The organism is Amycolatopsis sp. NPDC005961 (assembly GCF_040629235.1).
GTDB lineage: Bacteria > Actinomycetota > Actinomycetes > Mycobacteriales > Pseudonocardiaceae > Amycolatopsis > Amycolatopsis camponoti.
In genome coordinates this window covers 234,554-254,145 of sequence record NZ_JBEXVF010000004.1, presented here as the reverse complement: position 1 = coordinate 254,145, position 19,592 = coordinate 234,554, and the positions used below count along the sequence as shown (strand labels likewise).

Here is a 19,592-nt window from a genome sequence, read left to right as displayed (position 1 = left end):
GCGCTGTGCATCCGGCCCGTTCGGGTGACCGGCCTAGGGAGCGGGCGCTTCCGCGAAGGTCATCTCGAACTCCGTCCGTCCCGGACGGCTCTGCACCCTGACCCGGCCGCCGTGCGCCCCGACCACCGCGGCCACGATCGCCAGCCCCAGCCCGGTGCTCCCCGCCGCCCGTGAGCGCGAGTTGTCGCCACGGGCGAAACGCTCGAACACGTCCGGGAGGATGTCCGGCGGGATGCCCGGGCCGTCGTCCACCACGCCGAGCCGGACCACTCCGTCCGATGTGGACAGTGTCGTCGTCACCGTCGTGCCCGCCGGGGTGTGCGTGCGCGCGTTGGCCAGGACGTTGATCACCACCTGGTGCAGCTGGCCGGCGTCGCCGAGGACGCCGATCGGCTCGCCGGGCACCTCCATCAGCCACTTGTGACCCGGGCCCGCGACGTGCGCGTCCGCGACCGCGTCGGCCACCAGCCGGCACAGGTCCACCCACTCGGGCACCACCGGACGGCCGGAGTCGAGGCGCGCGAGCAGCAGCAGATCCTCCACCAGCGTCGTCATCCGGCGCGACTCGGACTCGACGCGGCTCATCGCGAACGCGACGTCCGGCGGCACCTGCTCGCCGCCGCGGCGGGTCAGCTCGGCGTACCCGCGGATCGCCGCCAGCGGCGTGCGCAGCTCGTGGCTCGCGTCCGCGACGAACTGGCGGACGCGGTTCTCGCTCGCGTGCCGCGCGGTCAGCGCGTTCGCGACGTGCTGGAGCATCCGGTTCAGCGCCGAGCCGACCTTGCCGACCTCGGTGTTCGGGTCGGTGTCGGCCTCCGGGACCCGTTCCGACAGCGCGACCTCGCCGCGGTCCAGCGGCAGCTCGGAGACGCGGGTCGCGGTCGCGGCCAACCGGTCGAGGGGTTTCATGGTGCGCCGGATCGTCGCCGCGCCGACCGCCCCGGCCACCAGGATCCCGGCGAGCGCGACGCCGCCGAGGATGAACCCGAGCTGCCAGAGCGTCTCGTTCACGTCTTTGAGGGGCAGGCCGATGACCGTCTTCTCGCCGCTGGGCGCCACGGTCGAAACCACGCGGTACTCACCGAGGTTGCCGCCGAGGTCGACGCTGTGCTGCTTCCCGTCGGTCGGCACCGCCAGCAGCGCCAGCACCTGGCTCTCCGGGAGGCCGCGGAACGGCGGCTTGCGCTTCGACGGCACGCCGACGCTGGAGTCGAGCACGCTGCCCTGGGCGAACCGGCCCTTCTGGACCACGGCGAGCGTGCCGTCGCCCTGGCCCAGCGCCCGGAGCGGGTCCGGCGGCGGCGCGGCGTCGGGGTACTGCCACGGCGGCCGTTCCGCGCCGCGGAACGCGCGGTCGCTCGCCGCGGCGAGCCGCTTGTCCTGCTGGCCGACGAGGAACTCGCTCAGCGCGAACTCCGTCACCACGCCGACGACGAGGCAGACGAGCGCGAGCAGCGCGGCCAGCTGGACGATCAGCCGCCGCCGCAACGACCACGGCCGCTGCGCCCGGAACCGCCGCCGCTCAGCCCGCTGGCTTGAGGACATACCCGGCGCCCCGCATGGTGTGGATCATCGGCTCGCGGTCGGCGTCGATCTTCTTGCGCAGGTAGGAGATGTAGAGCTCGACGATGTTGGCCTGACCGCCGAAGTCGTAGCTCCACACGCGATCCAGGATCTGGGCCTTCGACAGCACGCGCTTGGGGTTGCGCATGAGGTAGCGCAGCAGCTCGAACTCGGTCGCGGTCAACGGAACGAGGTCACCGCCGCGGTGCACCTCGCGGCTGTCCTCGTCGAGGGTGAGGTCGCCGACGACGAGCGTCGACCCGCTCGCGCCGGTCACCCCGCCGGCCCGGCGCAGCAGCGCGCGCAGGCGCAGCGCGACCTCTTCGAGGCTGAAGGGCTTGGTGACGTAGTCGTCGCCGCCGGCGGTGAGCCCGGCGATGCGGTCCTCGACCGCGTCCTTCGCCGTCAGGAAGAGCACCGGCAGGTGCGGCGCCTCGGAACGCATGCGGCGCAGCACTTCGAGGCCGCTGAAGTCGGGGAGCATGACGTCGAGCACGACGGCGTCGGGCCGGAAGTCGCGCGCGATCCGGACGGCTTCCGTGCCGTCGCCCGCGCTGCGCACCTCCCAGCCCTCCATGCGCAGGGCCATCGACACGAGCTCGGCCAGCGTCGCCTCGTCGTCGACGACGAGGACCCGCACCGGGCTCCCGTCGGCGCGGCGCAGGTCGGCCTTGCCGGGGCCGGGTGACGTGGCGTTCATAGCGGTCATAGTGCCATCTTCCCGACGGCTCATCAGCGCTCACTGTGCTCGCGCTGTGCGTTTCCTGTGAGAGTCCTTCGTCCGGGTAAGGGAGCCACAGCGCGTGCTGACGCCTCGCACAGCTCAAACACAGCCTCGGCGGTGAGGCTGGCCTGGACCAGTGTGGGTACGACCGGAGGACACGATGACGACCGAGCCGACGCCGAACACGCCACCGCAGGGTGCACCGGCCCCCGCCAACTGGGGCGACCCGGCCCCGGCCGCGCCCAAGAAGGGCTGGTCCGGCAAGAAGACGGCGATCGCGGCCGGCATCGCGGTGGTGATCGCGGCCGGCGGCGGCGCGGCCATCTGGGCGGGCACCAGCAGCGCGGACAACGCGGCCCAGCAGGGCCCGGGCGGCTTCGGCGGCCGAGGAGCCGGCCAGTTCCCCGGCCAGGGCGGCCCGGGAGGCGGCTTCGGCAACGGGTTCGGCGGCGGAATGGCGGCCCTGCGCGAGGCGCTCCACGGCGACTTCGTGGTGTCGAACGGCAACGGCGGCTACACGACCGAGCGTCTCCAGACGGGCGATGTGACGGAGCTGAGCGCGACCTCGGTGACCCTGACGAGCAAGGACGGCTACAAGCAGACGTACACGCTCGACGGATCGACCCAGAAGACCGGCGACGTGAAGCAGGGAGACCAGAACGTGACGGTGGTGGCCAAGGTGGACGGCCAGACGGCCACGGCGACCTCACTGGGCCAGGCACTCCAGGGCCAGCGTCCGGGCGGCGGCCAGCGCCGGGGCGGCGACTACTCGGCCCGCCCGACGACCTGAGGCCCGGGCCACGCGAGCGGGTGGAACGTCATGAACGAGTCGTCATGACGTCCGGGCCACGCGAGCGGGTCACGAGCCGGGGTGTCCTCGCCGGGCCGGCCCCACCCGGCCACTGACCCTCCTGTCAGGGAGCGTCCCGGTGCCGCGGCCCCCTCCCGCCGCATCGGGGCGTTCCCGCCCACCGCTCCCGCCGACTAGGGCAGAGTTGCGGGTGTGCACGACATCAGCGGATCCCTGCGGCGCCAGTCGCTGCTGGTCGCGCTGGTCTGTGTCGTCTGCGACGCCGCCCTCTTCGGCCTTCGCGGCCCGCTCGGCGGGAGCGGCGCCGACTGGCGGGCGTGGGTCGTCCTGCTCGGCGGGGTCGCCGTCAACGCCGCCCTCGCCGGCCCGGCCCGGTACTCCGGCTGGGTCGCCCTCGCGCACGCCCTCCTCTTCGCCGGCTCGCCGCTTCTTCTCTGCACCTGCCAGGGGTACGTCGTCGGGAACAACGCCGGCATCCTGATCGCCGGCTACCGGGCCGGCGCCTGGCTGCGCCCGAAACCCGCCGTCCTCGCGCTGCTCGCCCTGCTCGCCGGTGTCGTCGCCGGGTGCATCGAAGGCGGTGGCCGCACCGCGGCCGACTGGCGGCTGACCGCCATCAGCGTGAGCGTCAGCGGCCTCCTCCCGTGGCTGGTCGGCCGGTACACGACCGCCCGGCGCGCCTACATCGCCGATCTCGAGCGCGAGACCGACGAACGGCGGCAGCACGAAGAAGAGGCCGTGAAGCGAGCCGTCCTCGAGGAGCGCACGACCATCGCGCGCGACCTCCACGACGTCATCTCCCACCACGTCAGCGCCATCGGCGTGCACGCCGGCGCCGCCCGCCTCGGCCTCCCGGACGGCGCCGAGACCGTGCGCAAGTCGCTCGGCGCGGTCGAGTCCGCCAGCCGCTCGGCGATGGCCGACCTGCGCCGGCTGCTCGACCTCCTGCACGCCGAAACCCACGCCGAGCAGCCCGGCCTGGACAACCTCGACGAGCTGGTCGAGACCGTCCGCGCGGCCGGCCTGCCGACCCGGCTGACCCTGCGCGGCGAACCCCGAGAGCTCCCCGGGTCGCTCGACGTCGCCCTCTACCGCATCGCCCAGGAAGCCCTGACCAACGCGCTGCGCCACGGCGAAGGCCCGGTCGAAGTCGAACTCAACCACGGCCGCACCGAGGTCGTGCTCACCGTGACCAACGGACTCCGCGCGGACCGCCTCACCGAGAACGGGCACGCGCACCGCGGCCTGGCGGGGATCCGCCAGCGCGTCACCCTGTTCGGCGGCCAGGTCTCCTACGGCGAGACCGGCGAGCACTGGCAGCTGCGCACGACCTTCCCGGTGGAGAGCACATGATCCGTGTCCTGCTGGCCGACGACCACGCGATGTTCCGCTCGGGGATGCGCGCGCTGCTCGACACCCAGCCCGACTTCACCTGCGTCGGCGAAGCGTCCGACGGCCGCGAAGCCGTCGCCGAGACCGCGCGCCTGCGCCCCGATGTCGCGGTCCTCGACGTCCGGATGCCCCGCCTCGACGGCCTCGCCGCGACCGAGGCGATCCTCGCCGCGCCGGGCAACGACACCCGCGTCCTCGTGCTCACGACCTACGATGCCGACGAGTACGTCTACCGCGCGCTGCGCGCCGGAGCGAGCGGGTTCCTGCTGAAGAGCCTGGCGCCGGAAGAGCTGGTCGCGGCGATCCGGGTGGCCGCGCGCGGCGACGCGCTGATCGACCCGTCGGTGACGCGGCGGCTGGTCGCGAAGTTCGCGTCGGTGCTCGAACCGGCGGCCGCCGAACCGCCCGAGCTGGCCCGGCTCACCTCCCGCGAACGCGAGGTCCTGCTGCTCATCGCCAACGCCTGCAGCAACGCCGAGATCGCGCGGCAGCTGCACGTCGGCGAGGAGACGGTCAAGACGCACGTGTCGCGCGTGCTGAGCAAGCTCGGCCTGCCCGACCGCGTGCACGCCGTCGTGTACGCCTACCGGCACGAACTCGTCCCGGGCGACCGTCCTGCCTAGACTGGCCGCATGAGGCGCTGGATCACCTTCGCGGTCGGGGTCGTGCTCGTGCTGGTCGGCGCCGTCTGGGTGCTGCAGGGCATCGGCGTGATCACCGGCAGCTTCATGACCGGGCAGAAGCTGTGGTTCCTGATCGGGCTCGTCGCGTTCCTGGTCGGCGTCGTGCTGATGGCCGCGAACCTGACCAAGCGGCGCAAACCTACTTCGTGAAGATCTCGAAGATCGGGTAGCCGGGCGCGATCTCGCGCAGCTTCTCGTCCGACGCCTTGGCGTCGACACCGTCGAAGAACACGCCGACCTCGAACTTCCAGCGCTTCAGGTAGGCGCGGAGGATGCCCGGCTTCTCGTCGTCGGCCAGCTCGCGGAACGTGAACCCCTCGACGCGCTTCCCGACGCGAAGCGTGCCTTCGCCGGCGAAACGCAGGTTGCGCACCCACTGCGTCTCGCCACGCGGGGCGACGAGGTAGCGGACGCCGTCGACGGTCAGCAGGTTGACCGGCACCGACCGCGGCTCCCCGCTCTTGCGGCCGACCACCGTCAGCACCCGGCTGCCCCAGACGCTGAAGCCCATCCGGGTCAGCCTCGCGACCAGCTCGTTGAAGGTGTTGGTCGACTTCTTCGGCTCGATGTAGCGGGCGGCAGTCATGGTGTCCTCCGGAGGTTTGGGAGAGCAGTGCTCTCGGTTAAGAGCAGTGAACACCCGAGCACTGCACCTGTCAAGAGCACTGCTCTCTATTTTGTGCGCCGCTCTCGTCGTGGCACACTGATCCCCATGACCGCGACCCGGACCGCGCGCGAACGTGCCCGCGCCGAACTCACCCAGGAGATCAAGGACGAAGCCCGCCGCCAGCTCGCCGACGTCGGCGCGCACGGGCTGTCGCTGCGCGCGGTGGCCCGGGAGCTGGGCATGGTGTCGTCCGCGCTGTACCGGTACTTCCCCAGCCGGGACCGGTTGCTGACCGACCTGATCGTCGACGCCTACAACGCGATCGGCGAGGCGGCCGAGCAGGCCGACCCCGGCAAGGGCGCCCCCCGCGACCGGTGGCTCGCGATCTGGCACGCGACGCGCGACTGGGCCCGCGCGCACCCGCACGAGTACGCGCTGATCTACGGCTCGCCGATCCCCGGCTACCAGGCCCCGCAGGACACCGTCGCCCCCGCCGGCCGGGTCGCGCTCGCCCTGGTCAAGGTCCTCACGCACACCGAGCTGCGGGCGATCGACGGCGAGGTCGCGCCCGAGCTGCGTGCCCAGGCCGAGACGCTCACGAAGATCCTCGGGATCGTGGCCGGGCCCGAAACCGTGACCCGGCTGATCATGGCGTGGACCCAGCTGTTCGGGGCGATCAACTTCGACCTGTTCGGTCAGTACGTCGGCAGCGTCGACCCGGCCGACGCCTTCTTCACGCACTCGGCGACGCGCATGGCGGAGTTCGTCGGCATCTAGGGGCGAAGCAGGAGGCGGACGGCTTCGGCGAGCGCGTCCGGCCCGGCTTCCGGGTTCAGGTGTCCGTGCAGCAGCAAGCCGTCCTCCAGCGCGCGGACGACCAGCGCCAGGAACGCCGGGCTCGCGGGTGGCGCCACCCCTCGCGCGGCGAAGTCCGCCCGCAGCCGGGTTTCGACGACCGCGCGAGCGGACCGTTCGTGCGCGTCGAAGTGCGGGCGGACGGCCGGGTCCCGGACCGCGTGCAGCACCAGCTCGGACCGCAGCACACCGGGCACCGACCGCTCCAGCAACGCGACGACCAGCTCGTGCTTGTCCTCGAAGTTGCCGTAGAACGCCCCGCGCGTGTACCCGGCGCGGTCGGCGATCTGCTCGACCGAGGTGCCGTTGACGCCGCGCTCGGCGAACAGCTCGGCGGCCGCCGCGAGCAGCCGGTCCTTCGTCCGCTCGCGGCTTTCCGCCCGTGTCAGCCGGTTCCCCGTCACGGCCGAGACGGTACCGTCGGCCCGACGACATCGGCGGGAAGGCGGGCACGACGTGACGGGGTGGGCCGGGAAGGTCGGCAGGATCCGGGTGATCGGGACCGGGGTGATGGGCCGCGGGATCGTCCAGCTCGCCGCGACGGCTGGGATGACCGTCGAGCTCGCCGACGTCCGGCGCGAGGCCGTCGACGAGGCGATCGAGTACGTCGGCGCCATGGCGGACAAGCTGGCCGCGAAGGGCAAGCTCGAAGACCCGGGGGCGGTCAAGGACCGGCTGGTCGCGGTGGACGCGCCCGACGCGCCGGCGGACGGCGTCGACCTCGTCGTCGAAGCCGTCCGGGAGGACGTCGGCACGAAGCGGGCCCTGTTCGCCGGCCTCGAGCGCGTCTGTCCACAGGAGACGATCTTCGCGACGAACACCAGCTCGCTGTCGGTCACCGAGATCGCCGCCGAGCTGGCCGACCCCGGCAGGCTGATCGGCCTGCACTTCTTCAACCCGGTGCCGCTGATGCGCCTGGTCGAGGTCGTCCCGGGCACGCGCACGCACGACTGGCTGCCCGCCGAAGCCCTCGAACTGGTCAAGAGCTGGGGCCACGAGCCGGTACTGGCGAAGGACGCGCCGGGCTTCCTGGTCAACCACGCCGGGCGCGGCCTGAACACCGAGGCGCTGCAGATCCTCACCGAGGCGCTGGCCGAGCCCGCCGACGTCGACCGCGTCGCGCGCGACGTGCTCGGCCTGAAGCTCGGACCGTTCGAGCTGCTCGACCTGACCGGCCTCGACGTGTCCCACGCGGTGCTGGAGAGCATCTGGAGCGGCTTCCACGGCGAACCGCGGCTGCGGCCGTCGTGGCTGACGCGGCCGCGGGTCGCCGCCGGGTTGTTCGGGCGCAAGAACGGTTCCGGCTTCTACTCCTACGCCGACGGGAAGCAGCAGGTCGCCGAGGAGCCGGTGGCGCCGCCGAGGCCGTCGGGCCCGGTGTTCGTGGCGGACGAGCACCTGGGCCGCGTGCTGTCGGCGGCCGGCGTGCAGGTGGTCCCGGACGCGTACCCGGACGCGGTCCTGCTCGTCCCGCTCTACGGCGAGTCCACAGTGGACGCGGCTACCCGCGCCGGGCTGCCGCTGGACCGCGTCGCCGGCGTGGATCCCCTGGGCGGATACGAGCGGCGCCTGACGATGTCCGTCCACCCGGGACTCGACCCGGTGGCGGGCCGCGCGGCCTGGGGCGCGCTGGCGGCGACGGGCCACCCGGTGACGGTCGTCCGCGACGGCCCGGCCCCGATCGCCCAGCGCCTCCTGGCGTCGATCGTCAACACGGCGTGCTTCATCGCGGGCCAGAACCTGGCGTCCCCGGACGACATCGACACCGCGGTCCGGCTGGGACTGGGGTATCCGCGCGGCCCGCTGGCCTGGGGAGACCTGGTGGGCGGCGACGTCGTGCTGCGGATCCTGCGCGGCCTGGCCACGTCCACCGGGGATCCGCGGTACCGCCCGAGCCCGTGGCTGACCGAGCGGGTGGCGCTCGGGTTGCCGCTGACGTCGACCGGGACGACGCCGGCGGACCTGCGCTCCTGAAAAGAGAAGCGGGCCGCCTCCGGAATCCCCGGAGACGGCCCGCGCCCGCGTTCACTTCCTGACGATCACGGTCACCAGGGGCGGTCGACCGCACCCGTCTGCGGCGTGTACGTGATGTAGCCGCCCTGGAAGTCGCTGCGGTACACCCCGTTCGTCACGTACTCGTCCGTCGTCGGGTACCGCAGGTAGGACCGCTCCCACCCGAGGGCCGCCCAGCGCTTGCGGATCTCGCCCTTGATCACGTGCGCGCCCGTCGCGTTCGTGAAGTAGATCGAGTGGCCGAGGCTGAAGTGGTTGAACCGGCCGATGCCGTCCGGCGTCCCGTCCTCGTCGTTCGTCGGGTAGCCGAGACCGCGCTCGTACCCGTACGCGGCCCACTTCTTCCGGATCTCGCCGTAGATCGCGTGCGCGCCCGTCTGGGGCGTGTAGTAGATCGAACCGACGTTGTTGCCCTTGAGGAAGTGGTTGAACCGGCCGATGCCGTCCGGCGTGCCGTCCTCGTCGTTGGTCGGGTAGCCGAGGATCTGCCCGAGGCCGAGCGCCACCCACTTCTTCCGGATCTCACCGTAGATCGTGTGCGCACCCGTCGCGGCCGTGTAGTAGATCGACCCGACGTTGCCGCCGTTGACGAAGTCGTTGAACTGCGCACCGTCCGCGGTGGTCGCGGTGTCGGTCGTCGGCGGGCCGAGCTTGGTGAGCCCGCCGATGGCGAGGTACTTGTCCAGCACCGGACCGGCGAGCAGGTACTTCGTCCCGCCCACGGCACTCCAGTACAGGCGCCCGTTGGCGTAGGCCCGGTAGTGGACCACGCCGTCGGTGACCTCGGCCGCCGTCGGCGCGCCGAGCTTCGCCTGCAACGCCGGGTCGGCGTTGTAGCGCTGGTCGATCGGGGTCGCGTAGTTCGCCGTCAGCGTCAGGTCGCTCGTGCCGACCGTGACGACCCACGTCGTGTCCGTGGGACCGCCCTGCCAGCCGGTGAACTTCGAGACGCCGTCGGTGCCCAGCGGCGCGGCCTCGACGTCGAAGCTGGCGCCCTCGGTCACCAGTGACGTGCTGACACCGCCCTCGACCGGGATGCTCAGCGCCGCGGGCTGCGTGCTGAGCAGGGTGATCCGGTGCTGGCGCGGCATCGCCGTGTACGTCTTGGACGTGGTGACGCCCGCGCTGTCGGTCACCGTCGCGGTGAACTCCATGCGGGAGTCCGGGTGCTCGGTGAACGGCTGCGCGAAGCTCGCCCCGGTGCCGCCGGCGCCGGGGTGCGAGTGGCAGGTCGCCTCGCTCGGGCAGTGCCGGACCGCGGTGGTCCACGTGATCGGCAGCGTGCCGTCCTCGGCGTCCGTCGCCGTGGCGCTCAGGCCGACCTGCTGGTTGACCGCGAACGTCGCGGTGTCGCCCGGCGTGGTCAGCGTGAGCTGCGGGGTGTGGTTTCCGGGCGCGACCTTGATGTCGGTCGTGCCGGTGAGCCCCAGCGGGTCCCGGACCGTCAGCTTCGCGGTGAACGACTCGGTGCCGGCCGCGTACTGGTGGCTCGTGGTGGGCCCGGCGTCGGCGGCGGTGGTCCCGTCACCGAAGTCCCAGTCGTACTTCAGCAGGTCGTTGTCGTAGTCGACCGACGTCGAGCCGTCGAAGGACACCGTGCGGGTGTCCGGGTCGGTGGTCGTCGTGGCCTTGGCGACCGGCGCGGTGTTGCCCGCCGAGTAGCTCAGCCGGCGCAGGTTGCCGCTGAGGATGTCGGCGAAGACGATGTCGCCGTTCGGCGCCGCCGCGAACTTGACCGGGCCGCCGATGCCGGTGAAGACCGGCGGGTTCTCCGGGGCCTGCGTGAGCGTGCCCTGGTCGTCGTAGCGCAACGTCCAGATCTTCTTACCGACGTAGTCGCCGAAGAAGTACGAACCGCGGTAGGCCGCCGGGTAGCTGGATCCGTTGTAGACGATCCCGCCGGTGACGCTGTTGCCCTGCATGGGGCCGTTGCCGTGCTGGTACTCGAAGATCGGGGCCTGGTTCGCCACGCCGGCGCAGCCCGCGAGCGCGCTGTAGCCCGGCGTCGGGTGGTTGCCCTCCCAGCAGGGCCAGCCCTGGTTGGAACCGCGCTGGACGACGTCGACCTCTTCCCAGGTGTTCCAGCCGACGTCACCCGCGACCGGCAGGCCGGAGTTCGAGTCGATCGTCATCCGGAACGGGTTGCGGAACCCGCGCGCGAAGACCTTGCTGGCGGTCGACGCCGGGTTGGCGGCGTCGTAGTACGGGTTGCCCGGCACGCCCTTGCCGTCGGCGGCCAAGTGGAAGATCTTGCCGTACGGCTGGTTGATGTCCTGCGCGCGCAGTGCGCCCGGGTCCACCTTCGTGAAGTCGCCGTTGTCCCCGATCGACAGCCACAGCGTCCCGTCGGCGGCGGGGATGACGCCGTTGATGGCGTGGACTTCGGAGATGCCCGGCACCTCGAACAGCGTCTGCTCACCGCTCAGCGAGGCGGGCGCGCCGGCCGCGTCCAGGCCCACGGTGAACTTCGAAAGCCGGAGGACGAAGCCGCCGGTGACGTTCAGCGAGCGCGTGAGGTAAATCGAGTGCGACGTCGCGTAATCCGGTGCGACGGCCAGCCCGACCAGCCCGATGTCACTGATCTCGCGGGTCGGCAGCGTCGCGATCGTCCGCGGTGTTCCGCTCGCCGGTACCCACTGGACGCGCCCGTCCTTCGCCGTCGCGAGCGCGGACTGGTCCGGCAGGAACGCGAAGTCGGTGAGCTGGTACTGCCCCGTTCCGGTGTTGGTGTCCTGCAGGACGAACCCCGGTGGGAGCGTGGTCGCCGCTGCCGCCACCCCCGTGGTCACGACGGGCAGCAGCGCCCCTGTCAGCACCGTCGCCACGAAGGCGTGACGTAGTGCTCTGAGCTTTCCCAAGGCCATTTGGCCCCCCTTCCCAAGCGATCACTTATCGCCTGAGCAGGGGGGCCAGTTGCACTCTGATGAGTGAATTTATCTGTTTGTAACCTACTGTCCGTGTTGGCCAGTGAGTGGTTACGGGACAACCTGCACGACGTCACCCACGTGCAAAGTGTTGAAGAACTTCAGGGACGCGCCCGCCGACAGGTGGATGCAGCCGTGCGAATACACCGAAAGGCTGCCGGTGTGGAAGGCGTCGCCCGGGTAGAAGAACACCGAATTCGGCATCGGCGCGTTGTCGAACTCCTTCGACAGGTGCACCTTCTCCTTCGACAGCACGTGGAACGTGCCGGTCGGCGTCGCGTAGCCCTTGCGGCCCGGCAGCATCGGCACCGACCCGTAGACGACCTTGCCGCCCTGCAGGATCCACGCCTTGTGCGCGGAGATGTCGACGCAGGCGGCGGTGCCCGACGCGGCGGCCGCGGCGGCGCACGGCACGCCCGGGTCACTCGCCGGGGCGGCCGGCTTGGGCTTGGGCTTCGGCTTGGCCGTGGTGCTGGTCGGCGCCGGCTTCGTGGTCGACGGCGCCGGAACGGGCTTCGCGCTGGTCGTCGTGGTGGGGGCCGCGGTGGTGCTCGACGTGGTCGGCGCCCCGCCCCCGGCACCGGCGGCGACGGCCCCGCCGCCCGCGTTCGGACCGCTCGGCGCCGTCCCACCCCCGGAACAGGCGGCCAGCACGAACGCGGTGGCCAGCGCGGCCGCTCCCGCCAGAAGCCTCTTCACGATCCGTTACCCCCATACTCGATCATCGCTTGTGGACACCCGTAAAGACGGCGGTCACCCGTCCGAGGTTCGTCCGCAAAGGTCACGATTTGGGTAGCCCGGACGGGTGGCGCCTCCACCTCCGGGTTGAGGCCCGGTTCCACCCGGACCCGATCCCCACGCCGACGAAAACCCGCCGCCGTTCGCCGAAACTGGGAGCACCTCGGAAACCAAGGAGCCCGCAAATGCCCAGCGCAGCGAACGTCCTGCTCTACGCGGTCATCGCCGCCTACGTCCTCTACAAGGTCGTCTACAAGCAGGTCCGCGGCACGTTGCTCGACCGCAGGACGCTGGTCGTGATGCCGCTGATCCTGGTCGCCGTCGGCGCCTACCTCGCCGCGAAAGCGCTGCCCGGCGCGTCGGCCGCCGAACTCGGGCTGCTCGGCGCCGACCTCGTCGTGCTCGCCGGCCTGGGGGTCCTGCGCAGCACCACGACGACGCTCACCGAGCGTGACAGCACGACGTTCCAGAAGGGCTCGGCCGTCACCGTCGGGTTGTGGCTGCTGACCATCGCCGTCCGGGTCGGGCTGGTCGCGCTGGGTACCGCGCTCGGGGCCGCCGGGCCGCTGACCACGGCGTCGATCGCGCTCACCCTTGGCGTCAGCATCGCCGTGCAGAACGCGACGACGTACTCCCGCATCCAGCGGCGCGGCCTGCCGCTGGCCGACCGGCGGCCGGCGGCGCTCAGCCGCTGACGCGCCCCAGCATCCGCGCGTACATCCGGCCCGGGCTCGGCACCGACGGCGGCACCAGGAACCCCGGCAGCGGGGGCAACCCGCCGACGAACGCGCCGAGCCGCTCGTACAGCGCGGCCGCTCCGGGCGGCCGCGCTTCGGGGTCCTTCGCCAGCATCTCCGCGAGGAGCGCGTTGAGCGGCTTCGGAACCCCCGGCACCGGCGGCGGCAGCTCCTTGACCTGCCGCTCGAACACGGCGTACGCGGTGGGCCCGTCGAAGAGCCGCTGCCCGGTGAGTATCTCGTGCAGCACGCACCCCAGCGCGTACAGATCGCTTCGCGGTTCGGCGCCGCCCCGCTGGATCTGCTCGGGCGCCATGTACGACGGCGTCCCGAGCAGCTGCCCGGCCCGCGTGAACTGTGCCGCGTCGGCTTCGCGCAGCACCGCGAGCCCGAAGTCCATCACCTTGACGCCACCGTCCGGCCCGAGCATCAGGTTCGACGGCTTGAGGTCGCGGTGGCACACCGCGAGCGCGTGGGCGGCGGTCAGCACCGCGCACGCCTGCGCCGCGATCGCCGCGGCCCACGGCACCGGCAGCGGTCCGTGCTCGGCGAGCAGGTCGGCGACCGTCACGCCGTCGACGAACTGCATGACCTGGAACAACCGGTCGTCGTGGGTGCCGTAGTCGTACAGCGTCGGGACGCCGGGGTGGTCGAGCGTCGCGAGAATCCGTGCTTCGCGCGCGAAGCGGGCTTCGAGCTCTTCGTCACGGCCAGGCAGCCTGAGCAGCTTGATCGCCACGCGCCGGCCCAGCCGGCGGTCGTGCCCGCCGTGCACCGCGCCCATCCCGCCGCGCCCGAGCGGCAGCTCGTCGAGCTCGTAGCGGTCGGCGATCAGCATCCGTTCCCCTATCGGCCCGGTCTGAGCCGTCCTTCGACAAGTCCCGCGAAGCCTAGCCGGACCAGCTCGCGGCCCGTTTCCGCCGTCTCGCGCAGGACGGCGTCGAATTCCGCCAGGCGCCGGAAGACCTGGCCGTACTCGCGCTGGACGCCGATCGTGACGCGCGGGATCCGCACGCGCCTGCTGTCGATGCGCGTCGACGCGGACGCGGCGGGCAGGTCCGCCGCGCGCAGGCAGCCGGCCAGGAAGTCCGCGTCCAGCCGCTCCGGGTCGACGCGGTACACGGTAAGCCCCGGACCAACCGCCTCCGGTGGTCCACTGTGGACGTACGCGGTCCCGGTCACGGACGCGACGACGTCACCCGCTTCGGCCGTCGGGTGGTCGGCGTCGGCGCGGGCCGCGTGCCTGACCTCGACGACTCCCGCCTTGACCAGCTCGCCGATCGTCGTGAACGCCGGTTCGGTGTCGGCGGCGTCCAGGGGCGGCAGCCGCGGCACCAGTCCGGCGAACCGGCCCCGCACGGCCTGGAAGGCCTGGCCGAGGTCCTCGTCGCGACCGCGTCGCCGGGCCGGCGTGAGGTCGACGTCGTCGTCGAGCAGGTCGATGATCCGGACGCCGGATTCGGGGTGCTCGTGGAACTCCTGCCACAGGTCGTCCACAGTGGACAGCTCGTCGCCCGCCTCCGCCAGCAGCACGGTGGACGGCGGGCGCTGCCCGGGCACCGGCCGCCGCAGCAGCCAGAGATCCGGCCCCGCCGACGTCAGCGTGACGACCGCGCGGACCGCGCCCGCGCGCAGCAGGTTGCCGCGGATGCGCTTCCCGCTGCGCCGCCCGGCCGCCGCGCCCGGCATCAGGATCGCCACCGCGCCACCGGGTTCGACGTGGGCGAGGCAGTGCTGGACCCAGGCGAGCTCGGGCTCACCGCGCGGCGGCAGGCCGTATTCCCAGCGCGCGTCGCCGACCAGTTCGTCGTGCCCCCAGGCCCGTTCGTTGAACGGCGGGTCGCACAGCACGGCTTCGGCGGTCCGGCCGGCGAAGGCGTCTTCGCGCAGCGCGTCGACCGCGTAGACCTCGGCTTCGATGCCGCGCAGCCGCAGCCGCAGCGTCGCGATCGACGCCGTCATCGGGTCGCTGTCCTGGCCCAGCACGGTTTTCGCGCCGCTGGCCAGCGCGAGCGCGCCGAAGCCGCAGGCGGGGTCGAGGATGGCCGAGACCGGTCCGACGAGCCGCGCCATCAGCTCGGCGACCGGCTCCGGCGTGGCCGACAACCGCCGCGAGTGCGCCTCGAAGTACCGGCGGCACAACAGTTCGAACGACTCGACCGGCCCGGCCCGGTGCGTCATCTCGCCGAGCAGGGTGAGCAGTTCGGGGTCGTCGAGGCGGCCGTCGAAGGTGCCGGGGACCCCGGCTTGGACGGCGAAGAAGCCGCCCGCGCGGCTCACGCGCTCGGCGAGGCCGAGGTCGTCGCCCAGGGCGCGCAGGCGCTGCCACGCGCGTTCGCCGGCGGACAGCTCGAACTTCTTGCCCCGGGCGCGAAACCAGCCGGCGACGGCGGACAGGCCGAACAACGGGCTCGACGCCGTGCCGCCGACGGGCGGCGGGAAGTCCGGGTAACGACGCCGCCAGTTGCTCACCGCGGCCCGGCCGACCCCGGCGAGCCGCGCGATGTCGGCCGCGCTGACCGTGGCGTCGTCGTCCATGGCGGGCACTCTATCGGAGAGTGCTCCATTCAGACGAGTTGCTTGTGAACTCAGTCAACCAATGCTTTTATGGGGGCATGACACACGATCGGTACGTCCTCCGGTACGCCGCGGGGTCGGACGTCGGCAAGCGACGCCAGGTCAACGAGGACTCGCTGTACGCGAGTTCCCGCCTGCTCGCCGTCGCCGACGGCATCGGCGGCCAGCCGCACGGCGAAGTCGCCAGCGCGACCGCGGTCGACGTGCTGCGCGAGCTCGACGTCGACCTGCGACGGGTCGACCTCACGAGCATCGACCTCGCCGCGACGCTGGCCGGCGTGGTCAAGTCGATCGACGAAAGACTGACCGAGGTCGCCTCCAACGAGCCGACGACCGAGGGCATGGGCACGACCCTGACGGTGCTGATGTTCGACGGCGCCGAGTTCGCGGCCGCCCACATCGGCGACTCCCGCGGCTACCTGCTGCGCGACGGCGGCCTGCGCCGGCTGACCCGCGACCACACGCTCGTCCAGGCCCTGGTCGAGGACGGCCGGGTCGCGGCCGAGGACGCGGACTCGCACCCGCGGCGCTCGCTGCTGATGAAAGCGCTGCAGACGACGGGCTCCAGCGCCCCCGACATCTGGACGTTCAAGGCGAAGCCGGGAGACCGCTACCTGCTCTGTTCGGACGGCCTGAGCGGCCCGGTGAAGGAAGCGACCCTGCGCGACGTCCTGGACGCGGCCACCGCCCCGGACGACGTGATCCCGGAGCTGATCCGCCTGGCCAACGAAGGCGGCGGACCGGACAACATCACCTGCGTGGTGGCCGACGTCGTGGCCGCGCCCCAGCCGGCCGACGGCTGAGACCCGCCTTCAAGTCCCGGGACGGCCATCCGGTATCGTCTCCTGCGGAGGATTGGCCGAGCGGCCTAAGGCGCACGCTTGGAAAGCGTGTTGGGTTCACGCCCTCGCAGGTTCGAATCCTGTATCCTCCGCCGCAGTAACCAGGCAAAACGCCGGGTGTCCCACTTAGGGGCCACCCGGCGTTTTCCGTCTTAGTCTCAATTCTAGTCTCATTCGCCCCTGGTTAGGCCACCTCTGGAGTCTCATCGTCGCCCTTCGCCGCGTCGTCCGGCGGTGCCCAGAGCAGCCCGTCGACACGGCCGGCCGCCCCGCCTGATGCGGTCGGTCACATGCTGGTACCTCGCGGCCATGGCCTTGCGGTGGTCGACCCCTCACAGCTCGCGTCGGCCTGGGCCTGACTCGCCGGCTTACGCGTTCATGATGGGCAGGATCCGTCATCGGTCCATGGGCACCAGGTGGGGTCGTAGTCCCTAGTCAGATGCTTCGCGATGAACTCCTTGTTGTCGCCGTAGGTTGGTTTAAAGTATCGAGCTAGCGACAGCACGGAGACAGTCGCCGCGCCAGCCTTTCGGACAGTGAGCGCCGCCGACTGCGCGTGCCCTCCAGAGGTCCAGGTGTCGTCGATAACGAGGACATGCGAGCCAGGCGGCAGACTCCCAACTGCCCGGAAATGATCGGCGCGGAACGCTCGGGGCGCGGTGGTTTTCGTCGCGGCAGTCAGCGCAAGTTCCGGCAGACGAGAAAGCATGGGGCTTACCAGAGCATGAAGCGGGTGCTCTCCCGATTTTGCCGGCAGGGAGGGGACCGTAGCCCAGTGCGTGATCCGTCTGCCCGCGAGCTGTTCGACACAGCGCATGTGGTGCCACAGCCCGACGAAACAGAGCAAGCTCACAATGTTCCAGTGTTCCTTGACGCGTACCGGCTGCGGTGCCTTGTAGCCACGCATGACGTAGTGCGACTGTGAGCTCTCGATCGCATAGGCCAGAATGCCGACGTAATCGGCAGTGGGGCGATCAGAGCCTGCAGACCGGTGGCTGGCACAGGGCCAGCAGTAGGTGTCACCGGGGTTAACGGTCGTGGTGCATATCAGACATGTCTCGCCGCGAATGCGTAGCGTGTTGCGCAGGTAACCACCAGTGGCGCTGACGAGCGTTGCTTCAAGCTGATGCTGCGGGTCTGATGCTCCGGACGCTTCGCTCATAGGGTGGTAAGCAGCTGCTTCATGGCGTCTGCGGCATCCCGGCGCTCGGAGATCACCTTGCGGACGATCTCGATTACGTCCTTCAGTCCGCTAACGCAGTGCACTCCGGGCCGACCTTCGAGCTTCTGGGCCCAGGTGTTCTGCTGAACCACCGAGTCGGTGAGGATCACCGCGCGGCCGTGTTCTACCGCCAGTCGTGCCTGAACTCGCGTCCCGCTGGTCTCACCCGCCTCGACGACGACGGTCGCGAGTCCGTAGCCGGACATGGTCGCGTTCCGCATGAGGAAATTGTGCCGCTGCGGCGGGGCGTCCGGCCAGAACTGCGACAACAGAAGCCCGCGCTGCGCGATCTCCTCCTGCAGATCACGGTTCGCGGCCGGGTAGTACTTGTTTATGCCAGTACCGATCACCGCGACCGTCCGACCGCTAGCCTCTAGCGCCGCGCGGTGCACTGCGGCGTCGATCCCTGCGGCGAGGCCGGCGACTGCGGTCATGCCTTCCTTGATGAGAGCGCGGCTGATCTCGCTGGCGATCCCCAGGCCTCGTTCGGAGGCGTTTCGCGATCCGACGACTGACACAGCGGGGTCCTTTGCGAGCAGCTGCCCGCGCCAGAAGAGTATGGGTGGGGCCTGGTGGATCCCGCGAAGCCGAGCCGGGTAGTCGGCATCAAGGACCGAGAGGAAGTTGACGCCAGCCTCTACCCACGACTCAAGTTGGCGATCGGCGGCCGCGAGGGCCTCGTGCTCGCCAGCTTCGTCGAACAGCGTGTCGGGCACGAGGTGGCGCCAGGTCTCCAGTGCGCTGCCGCTGGTGAGGACCTCTGCGGTGATCTCCTGCCAGCCCAGGCCCTCTGGACGGTGCTGAAGCAGCGCGACGAGCGCGGCGTGCTCAGAACGCTTCACGTTGCCTCCCTTCGTGGCACAACCCGTACAGGTGTCGCAGGGCATCGGCACCTGCGCTACCAGTATCGAACGCACGTACGACATTTTTGCTTCGCGACACCGGTGACCAGCAAGGATGTTACTCTGGCGAGCATGACAACTGGGTGAGTTGCCATACTCGCAGTGTGGATCCTTGCACAAGCAGGCGAGATGCGTCGGCCACCGGTTGCTCGGCTGAGGACATCACGAGGTGACGTCGCCTCGTGATGTATCGCGCATCGTCAGCCGCTCGACGTCGCTGCTCACATACGAGCGGGCGAAGCCCAGCCCTCGCGCTCCCAAGCACGGTGCCCCACGCCCGCACGCCATTCGCGGAAGGGCGCTCGGCTGTGTTACGGCCGCAAGCCTAGTCTCATTCGGTCCGGTTCAGGGAGGTCCGGTGATGTCGAGATATACCTCTGAACTGGGACTTCACCACCCGCAGACGCCGATGAACACCCCCGTGCAGACTTGGAAAGCGTGTTGGGTTCACGCCCTCGCAGGTTCTAATCCTGTATCCTCCGCACTTGAACAGGCGAAACGCCGGGCCGCGCGCCCGGCGTTTCGTCGTTCCGGGCCGGAAACCGGTGGCCCGTCCCGAATCCCGGGCCGCGGCCGTGCGGGCACCCTGCGCACGAGCACGTTCCCGTGCGGATGCGAGCGCGAGTCCGTCCCGCCCGGCCGGCCGTCCGAAATGTGAAATGTCTTTCGAGCGATTGCCGGACAAATTTGGTCGCCCACAGGGAGTTACGAGCAGGGCTGGACGCAGCCCGCTGCTCCGGTCGCGCTAGTCTCACCCCAACCCGAGCCCGACGCTTCCAGAAAGGCCAGCAGTGGCACGAAAACCGCTCTGACCTGGGGTAGCGCTGGCCAGCGACTTCAGTGTGCGTCATCCGTGCCAGGTCAACCCCGGCACGCACCGTGATCGGCCCGGCCCCGGACGTTCCCACGTCCGGGGCCTTGCTGATTCCGGACCAGTGATCACTCCGCACAGTCAGATGATCACGCTGAGTCGTTGGATCTGTTTCAATAGAAATCCGCCCC

General features: G+C 70.9%; 18 protein-coding genes and 1 tRNA gene. 9 read left to right on the top strand and 10 right to left on the bottom strand.

Translation table 11 applies throughout. The features are described from left to right. Positions 1 to 33 precede the first annotated feature (33 nt). Complete coding sequence (locus ABZ342_RS06020; protein ID WP_360469196.1) at positions 34 to 1,545, bottom strand: HAMP domain-containing sensor histidine kinase; 1,512 nt, start codon at positions 1,543 to 1,545, stop codon at positions 34 to 36. Beyond that, a complete protein-coding gene (locus tag ABZ342_RS06015) occupies positions 1,523 to 2,272 on the bottom strand; it encodes a response regulator transcription factor (protein WP_043776006.1) in 750 nt (249 codons plus the stop codon). The genes ABZ342_RS06020 and ABZ342_RS06015 overlap by 23 nt, the downstream gene beginning before the upstream one ends. Before the next feature lie 175 nt (positions 2,273 to 2,447). Between ABZ342_RS06015 and ABZ342_RS06010 the strand changes: the two genes are divergently transcribed. From ABZ342_RS06010 to ABZ342_RS05995, 4 genes are all read left to right on the top strand, one after another. Continuing rightward, positions 2,448 to 3,077 (top strand): hypothetical protein, encoded by a 630-nt coding sequence (locus tag ABZ342_RS06010; protein WP_360469193.1) that lies wholly within the window; start codon positions 2,448 to 2,450, stop codon positions 3,075 to 3,077. A 213-nt stretch (positions 3,078 to 3,290) separates the two neighbouring features. Continuing rightward, positions 3,291 to 4,451, top strand: a complete 1,161-nt coding sequence (locus ABZ342_RS06005; RefSeq protein ID WP_360469190.1) for a histidine kinase — start codon at positions 3,291 to 3,293, stop codon at positions 4,449 to 4,451. Then, on the top strand, positions 4,448 to 5,113 hold the full coding sequence (locus ABZ342_RS06000; protein WP_155547899.1) for a response regulator transcription factor: 666 nt from the start codon (positions 4,448 to 4,450) through the stop codon (positions 5,111 to 5,113). Before ABZ342_RS06005 ends, ABZ342_RS06000 begins: the two co-directional genes overlap by 4 nt. 9 nt (positions 5,114 to 5,122) lie before the next feature. After that, positions 5,123 to 5,323, top strand: coding sequence for a hypothetical protein (locus tag ABZ342_RS05995; protein WP_155547900.1), 201 nt, complete (start codon positions 5,123 to 5,125; stop codon positions 5,321 to 5,323). On the opposite strand, the gene ABZ342_RS05990 is transcribed toward ABZ342_RS05995, so the two are convergent. Next, on the bottom strand, positions 5,313 to 5,759 hold the full coding sequence (locus ABZ342_RS05990) for a nitroreductase family deazaflavin-dependent oxidoreductase (protein ID WP_155547901.1): 447 nt from the start codon (positions 5,757 to 5,759) through the stop codon (positions 5,313 to 5,315). The two genes, ABZ342_RS05995 and ABZ342_RS05990, sit on opposite strands and share 11 nt — an antisense overlap. A gap of 126 nt (positions 5,760 to 5,885) precedes the next feature. Here ABZ342_RS05990 and ABZ342_RS05985 point away from each other — a divergent pair, with 126 nt between their 5' ends. Beyond that, complete coding sequence (locus ABZ342_RS05985; RefSeq protein WP_155547902.1) at positions 5,886 to 6,557, top strand: TetR/AcrR family transcriptional regulator; 672 nt, start codon at positions 5,886 to 5,888, stop codon at positions 6,555 to 6,557. Here the strand turns inward: ABZ342_RS05985 and ABZ342_RS05980 are convergent. Beyond that, a complete protein-coding gene (locus tag ABZ342_RS05980; protein ID WP_360469185.1) occupies positions 6,554 to 7,039 on the bottom strand; it encodes a TetR family transcriptional regulator in 486 nt (161 codons plus the stop codon). The genes ABZ342_RS05985 and ABZ342_RS05980 overlap by 4 nt on opposite strands. 52 nt (positions 7,040 to 7,091) lie before the next feature. Between ABZ342_RS05980 and ABZ342_RS05975 the strand changes: the two genes are divergently transcribed. After that, positions 7,092 to 8,609 carry a 3-hydroxyacyl-CoA dehydrogenase gene (locus ABZ342_RS05975; RefSeq protein WP_360469183.1) on the top strand — a complete coding sequence of 506 codons (1,518 nt, stop codon included), beginning with the start codon at positions 7,092 to 7,094 and terminating at the stop codon, positions 8,607 to 8,609. Between the two features lie 71 nt (positions 8,610 to 8,680). Here ABZ342_RS05975 and ABZ342_RS05970 read toward each other — a convergent pair whose 3' ends face one another. Both ABZ342_RS05970 and ABZ342_RS05965 read right to left on the bottom strand, forming a co-directional pair. After that, positions 8,681 to 11,512 carry a PQQ-dependent sugar dehydrogenase gene (locus ABZ342_RS05970; RefSeq protein ID WP_360469181.1) on the bottom strand — a complete coding sequence of 944 codons (2,832 nt, stop codon included), beginning with the start codon at positions 11,510 to 11,512 and terminating at the stop codon, positions 8,681 to 8,683. Positions 11,513 to 11,623: 111 nt separating this feature from the next. Next, positions 11,624 to 12,271, bottom strand: a complete 648-nt coding sequence (locus tag ABZ342_RS05965) for a L,D-transpeptidase (protein ID WP_360469179.1) — start codon at positions 12,269 to 12,271, stop codon at positions 11,624 to 11,626. Between the two features lie 224 nt (positions 12,272 to 12,495). Between ABZ342_RS05965 and ABZ342_RS05960 the strand changes: the two genes are divergently transcribed. Continuing rightward, complete coding sequence (locus ABZ342_RS05960) at positions 12,496 to 13,005, top strand: hypothetical protein (protein WP_360469176.1); 510 nt, start codon at positions 12,496 to 12,498, stop codon at positions 13,003 to 13,005. Here ABZ342_RS05960 and ABZ342_RS05955 read toward each other — a convergent pair. After that, the gene (locus ABZ342_RS05955) at positions 12,995 to 13,885 is read right to left on the bottom strand and encodes a serine/threonine-protein kinase (RefSeq protein ID WP_360469174.1); all 891 of its coding nucleotides are present in this window, start codon (positions 13,883 to 13,885) and stop codon (positions 12,995 to 12,997) included. The two genes, ABZ342_RS05960 and ABZ342_RS05955, sit on opposite strands and share 11 nt — an antisense overlap. A gap of 8 nt (positions 13,886 to 13,893) precedes the next feature. Further along, positions 13,894 to 15,585: an N-6 DNA methylase gene (locus tag ABZ342_RS05950; RefSeq protein ID WP_360469171.1), complete on the bottom strand. Its 1,692-nt coding sequence runs from the start codon at positions 15,583 to 15,585 to the stop codon at positions 13,894 to 13,896. 77 nt (positions 15,586 to 15,662) lie between these two features. Between ABZ342_RS05950 and ABZ342_RS05945 the strand changes: the two genes are divergently transcribed. Both ABZ342_RS05945 and ABZ342_RS05940 read left to right on the top strand, forming a co-directional pair. Then, on the top strand, positions 15,663 to 16,427 hold the full coding sequence (locus tag ABZ342_RS05945; protein ID WP_360469169.1) for a protein phosphatase 2C domain-containing protein: 765 nt from the start codon (positions 15,663 to 15,665) through the stop codon (positions 16,425 to 16,427). 46 nt (positions 16,428 to 16,473) lie between these two features. Then, positions 16,474 to 16,558, top strand: a tRNA-Ser gene (locus ABZ342_RS05940). A gap of 284 nt (positions 16,559 to 16,842) precedes the next feature. Here ABZ342_RS05940 and ABZ342_RS05935 read toward each other — a convergent pair. Both ABZ342_RS05935 and ABZ342_RS05930 read right to left on the bottom strand, forming a co-directional pair. Then, positions 16,843 to 17,628 carry a hypothetical protein gene (locus ABZ342_RS05935; protein ID WP_360469166.1) on the bottom strand — a complete coding sequence of 262 codons (786 nt, stop codon included), beginning with the start codon at positions 17,626 to 17,628 and terminating at the stop codon, positions 16,843 to 16,845. After that, the gene (locus tag ABZ342_RS05930; protein ID WP_360469163.1) at positions 17,625 to 18,530 is read right to left on the bottom strand and encodes a DNA-processing protein DprA; all 906 of its coding nucleotides are present in this window, start codon (positions 18,528 to 18,530) and stop codon (positions 17,625 to 17,627) included. The genes ABZ342_RS05935 and ABZ342_RS05930 overlap by 4 nt, the downstream gene beginning before the upstream one ends. Positions 18,531 to 19,592 lie beyond the last annotated feature (1,062 nt).

Coding starts and splice junctions, on each gene's coding strand:
- ABZ342_RS05955 (WP_360469174.1), bottom strand. CDS start 13,885: ATGCTGATCGCCGACCGCTACGAGCTCGACGAGCTGCCGCTCGGGCGC.
- ABZ342_RS05985 (WP_155547902.1), top strand. CDS start 5,886: ATGACCGCGACCCGGACCGCGCGCGAACGTGCCCGCGCCGAACTCACC.
- ABZ342_RS05960 (WP_360469176.1), top strand. CDS start 12,496: ATGCCCAGCGCAGCGAACGTCCTGCTCTACGCGGTCATCGCCGCCTAC.
- ABZ342_RS05970 (WP_360469181.1), bottom strand. CDS start 11,512: ATGGCCTTGGGAAAGCTCAGAGCACTACGTCACGCCTTCGTGGCGACG.
- ABZ342_RS06015 (WP_043776006.1), bottom strand. CDS start 2,272: ATGACCGCTATGAACGCCACGTCACCCGGCCCCGGCAAGGCCGACCTG.
- ABZ342_RS06010 (WP_360469193.1), top strand. CDS start 2,448: ATGACGACCGAGCCGACGCCGAACACGCCACCGCAGGGTGCACCGGCC.
- ABZ342_RS05935 (WP_360469166.1), bottom strand. CDS start 17,628: ATGAGCGAAGCGTCCGGAGCATCAGACCCGCAGCATCAGCTTGAAGCA.
- ABZ342_RS05945 (WP_360469169.1), top strand. CDS start 15,663: ATGACACACGATCGGTACGTCCTCCGGTACGCCGCGGGGTCGGACGTC.
- ABZ342_RS05990 (WP_155547901.1), bottom strand. CDS start 5,759: ATGACTGCCGCCCGCTACATCGAGCCGAAGAAGTCGACCAACACCTTC.
- ABZ342_RS05950 (WP_360469171.1), bottom strand. CDS start 15,585: ATGGACGACGACGCCACGGTCAGCGCGGCCGACATCGCGCGGCTCGCC.
- ABZ342_RS06000 (WP_155547899.1), top strand. CDS start 4,448: ATGATCCGTGTCCTGCTGGCCGACGACCACGCGATGTTCCGCTCGGGG.
- ABZ342_RS06020 (WP_360469196.1), bottom strand. CDS start 1,545: ATGTCCTCAAGCCAGCGGGCTGAGCGGCGGCGGTTCCGGGCGCAGCGG.
- ABZ342_RS05995 (WP_155547900.1), top strand. CDS start 5,123: ATGAGGCGCTGGATCACCTTCGCGGTCGGGGTCGTGCTCGTGCTGGTC.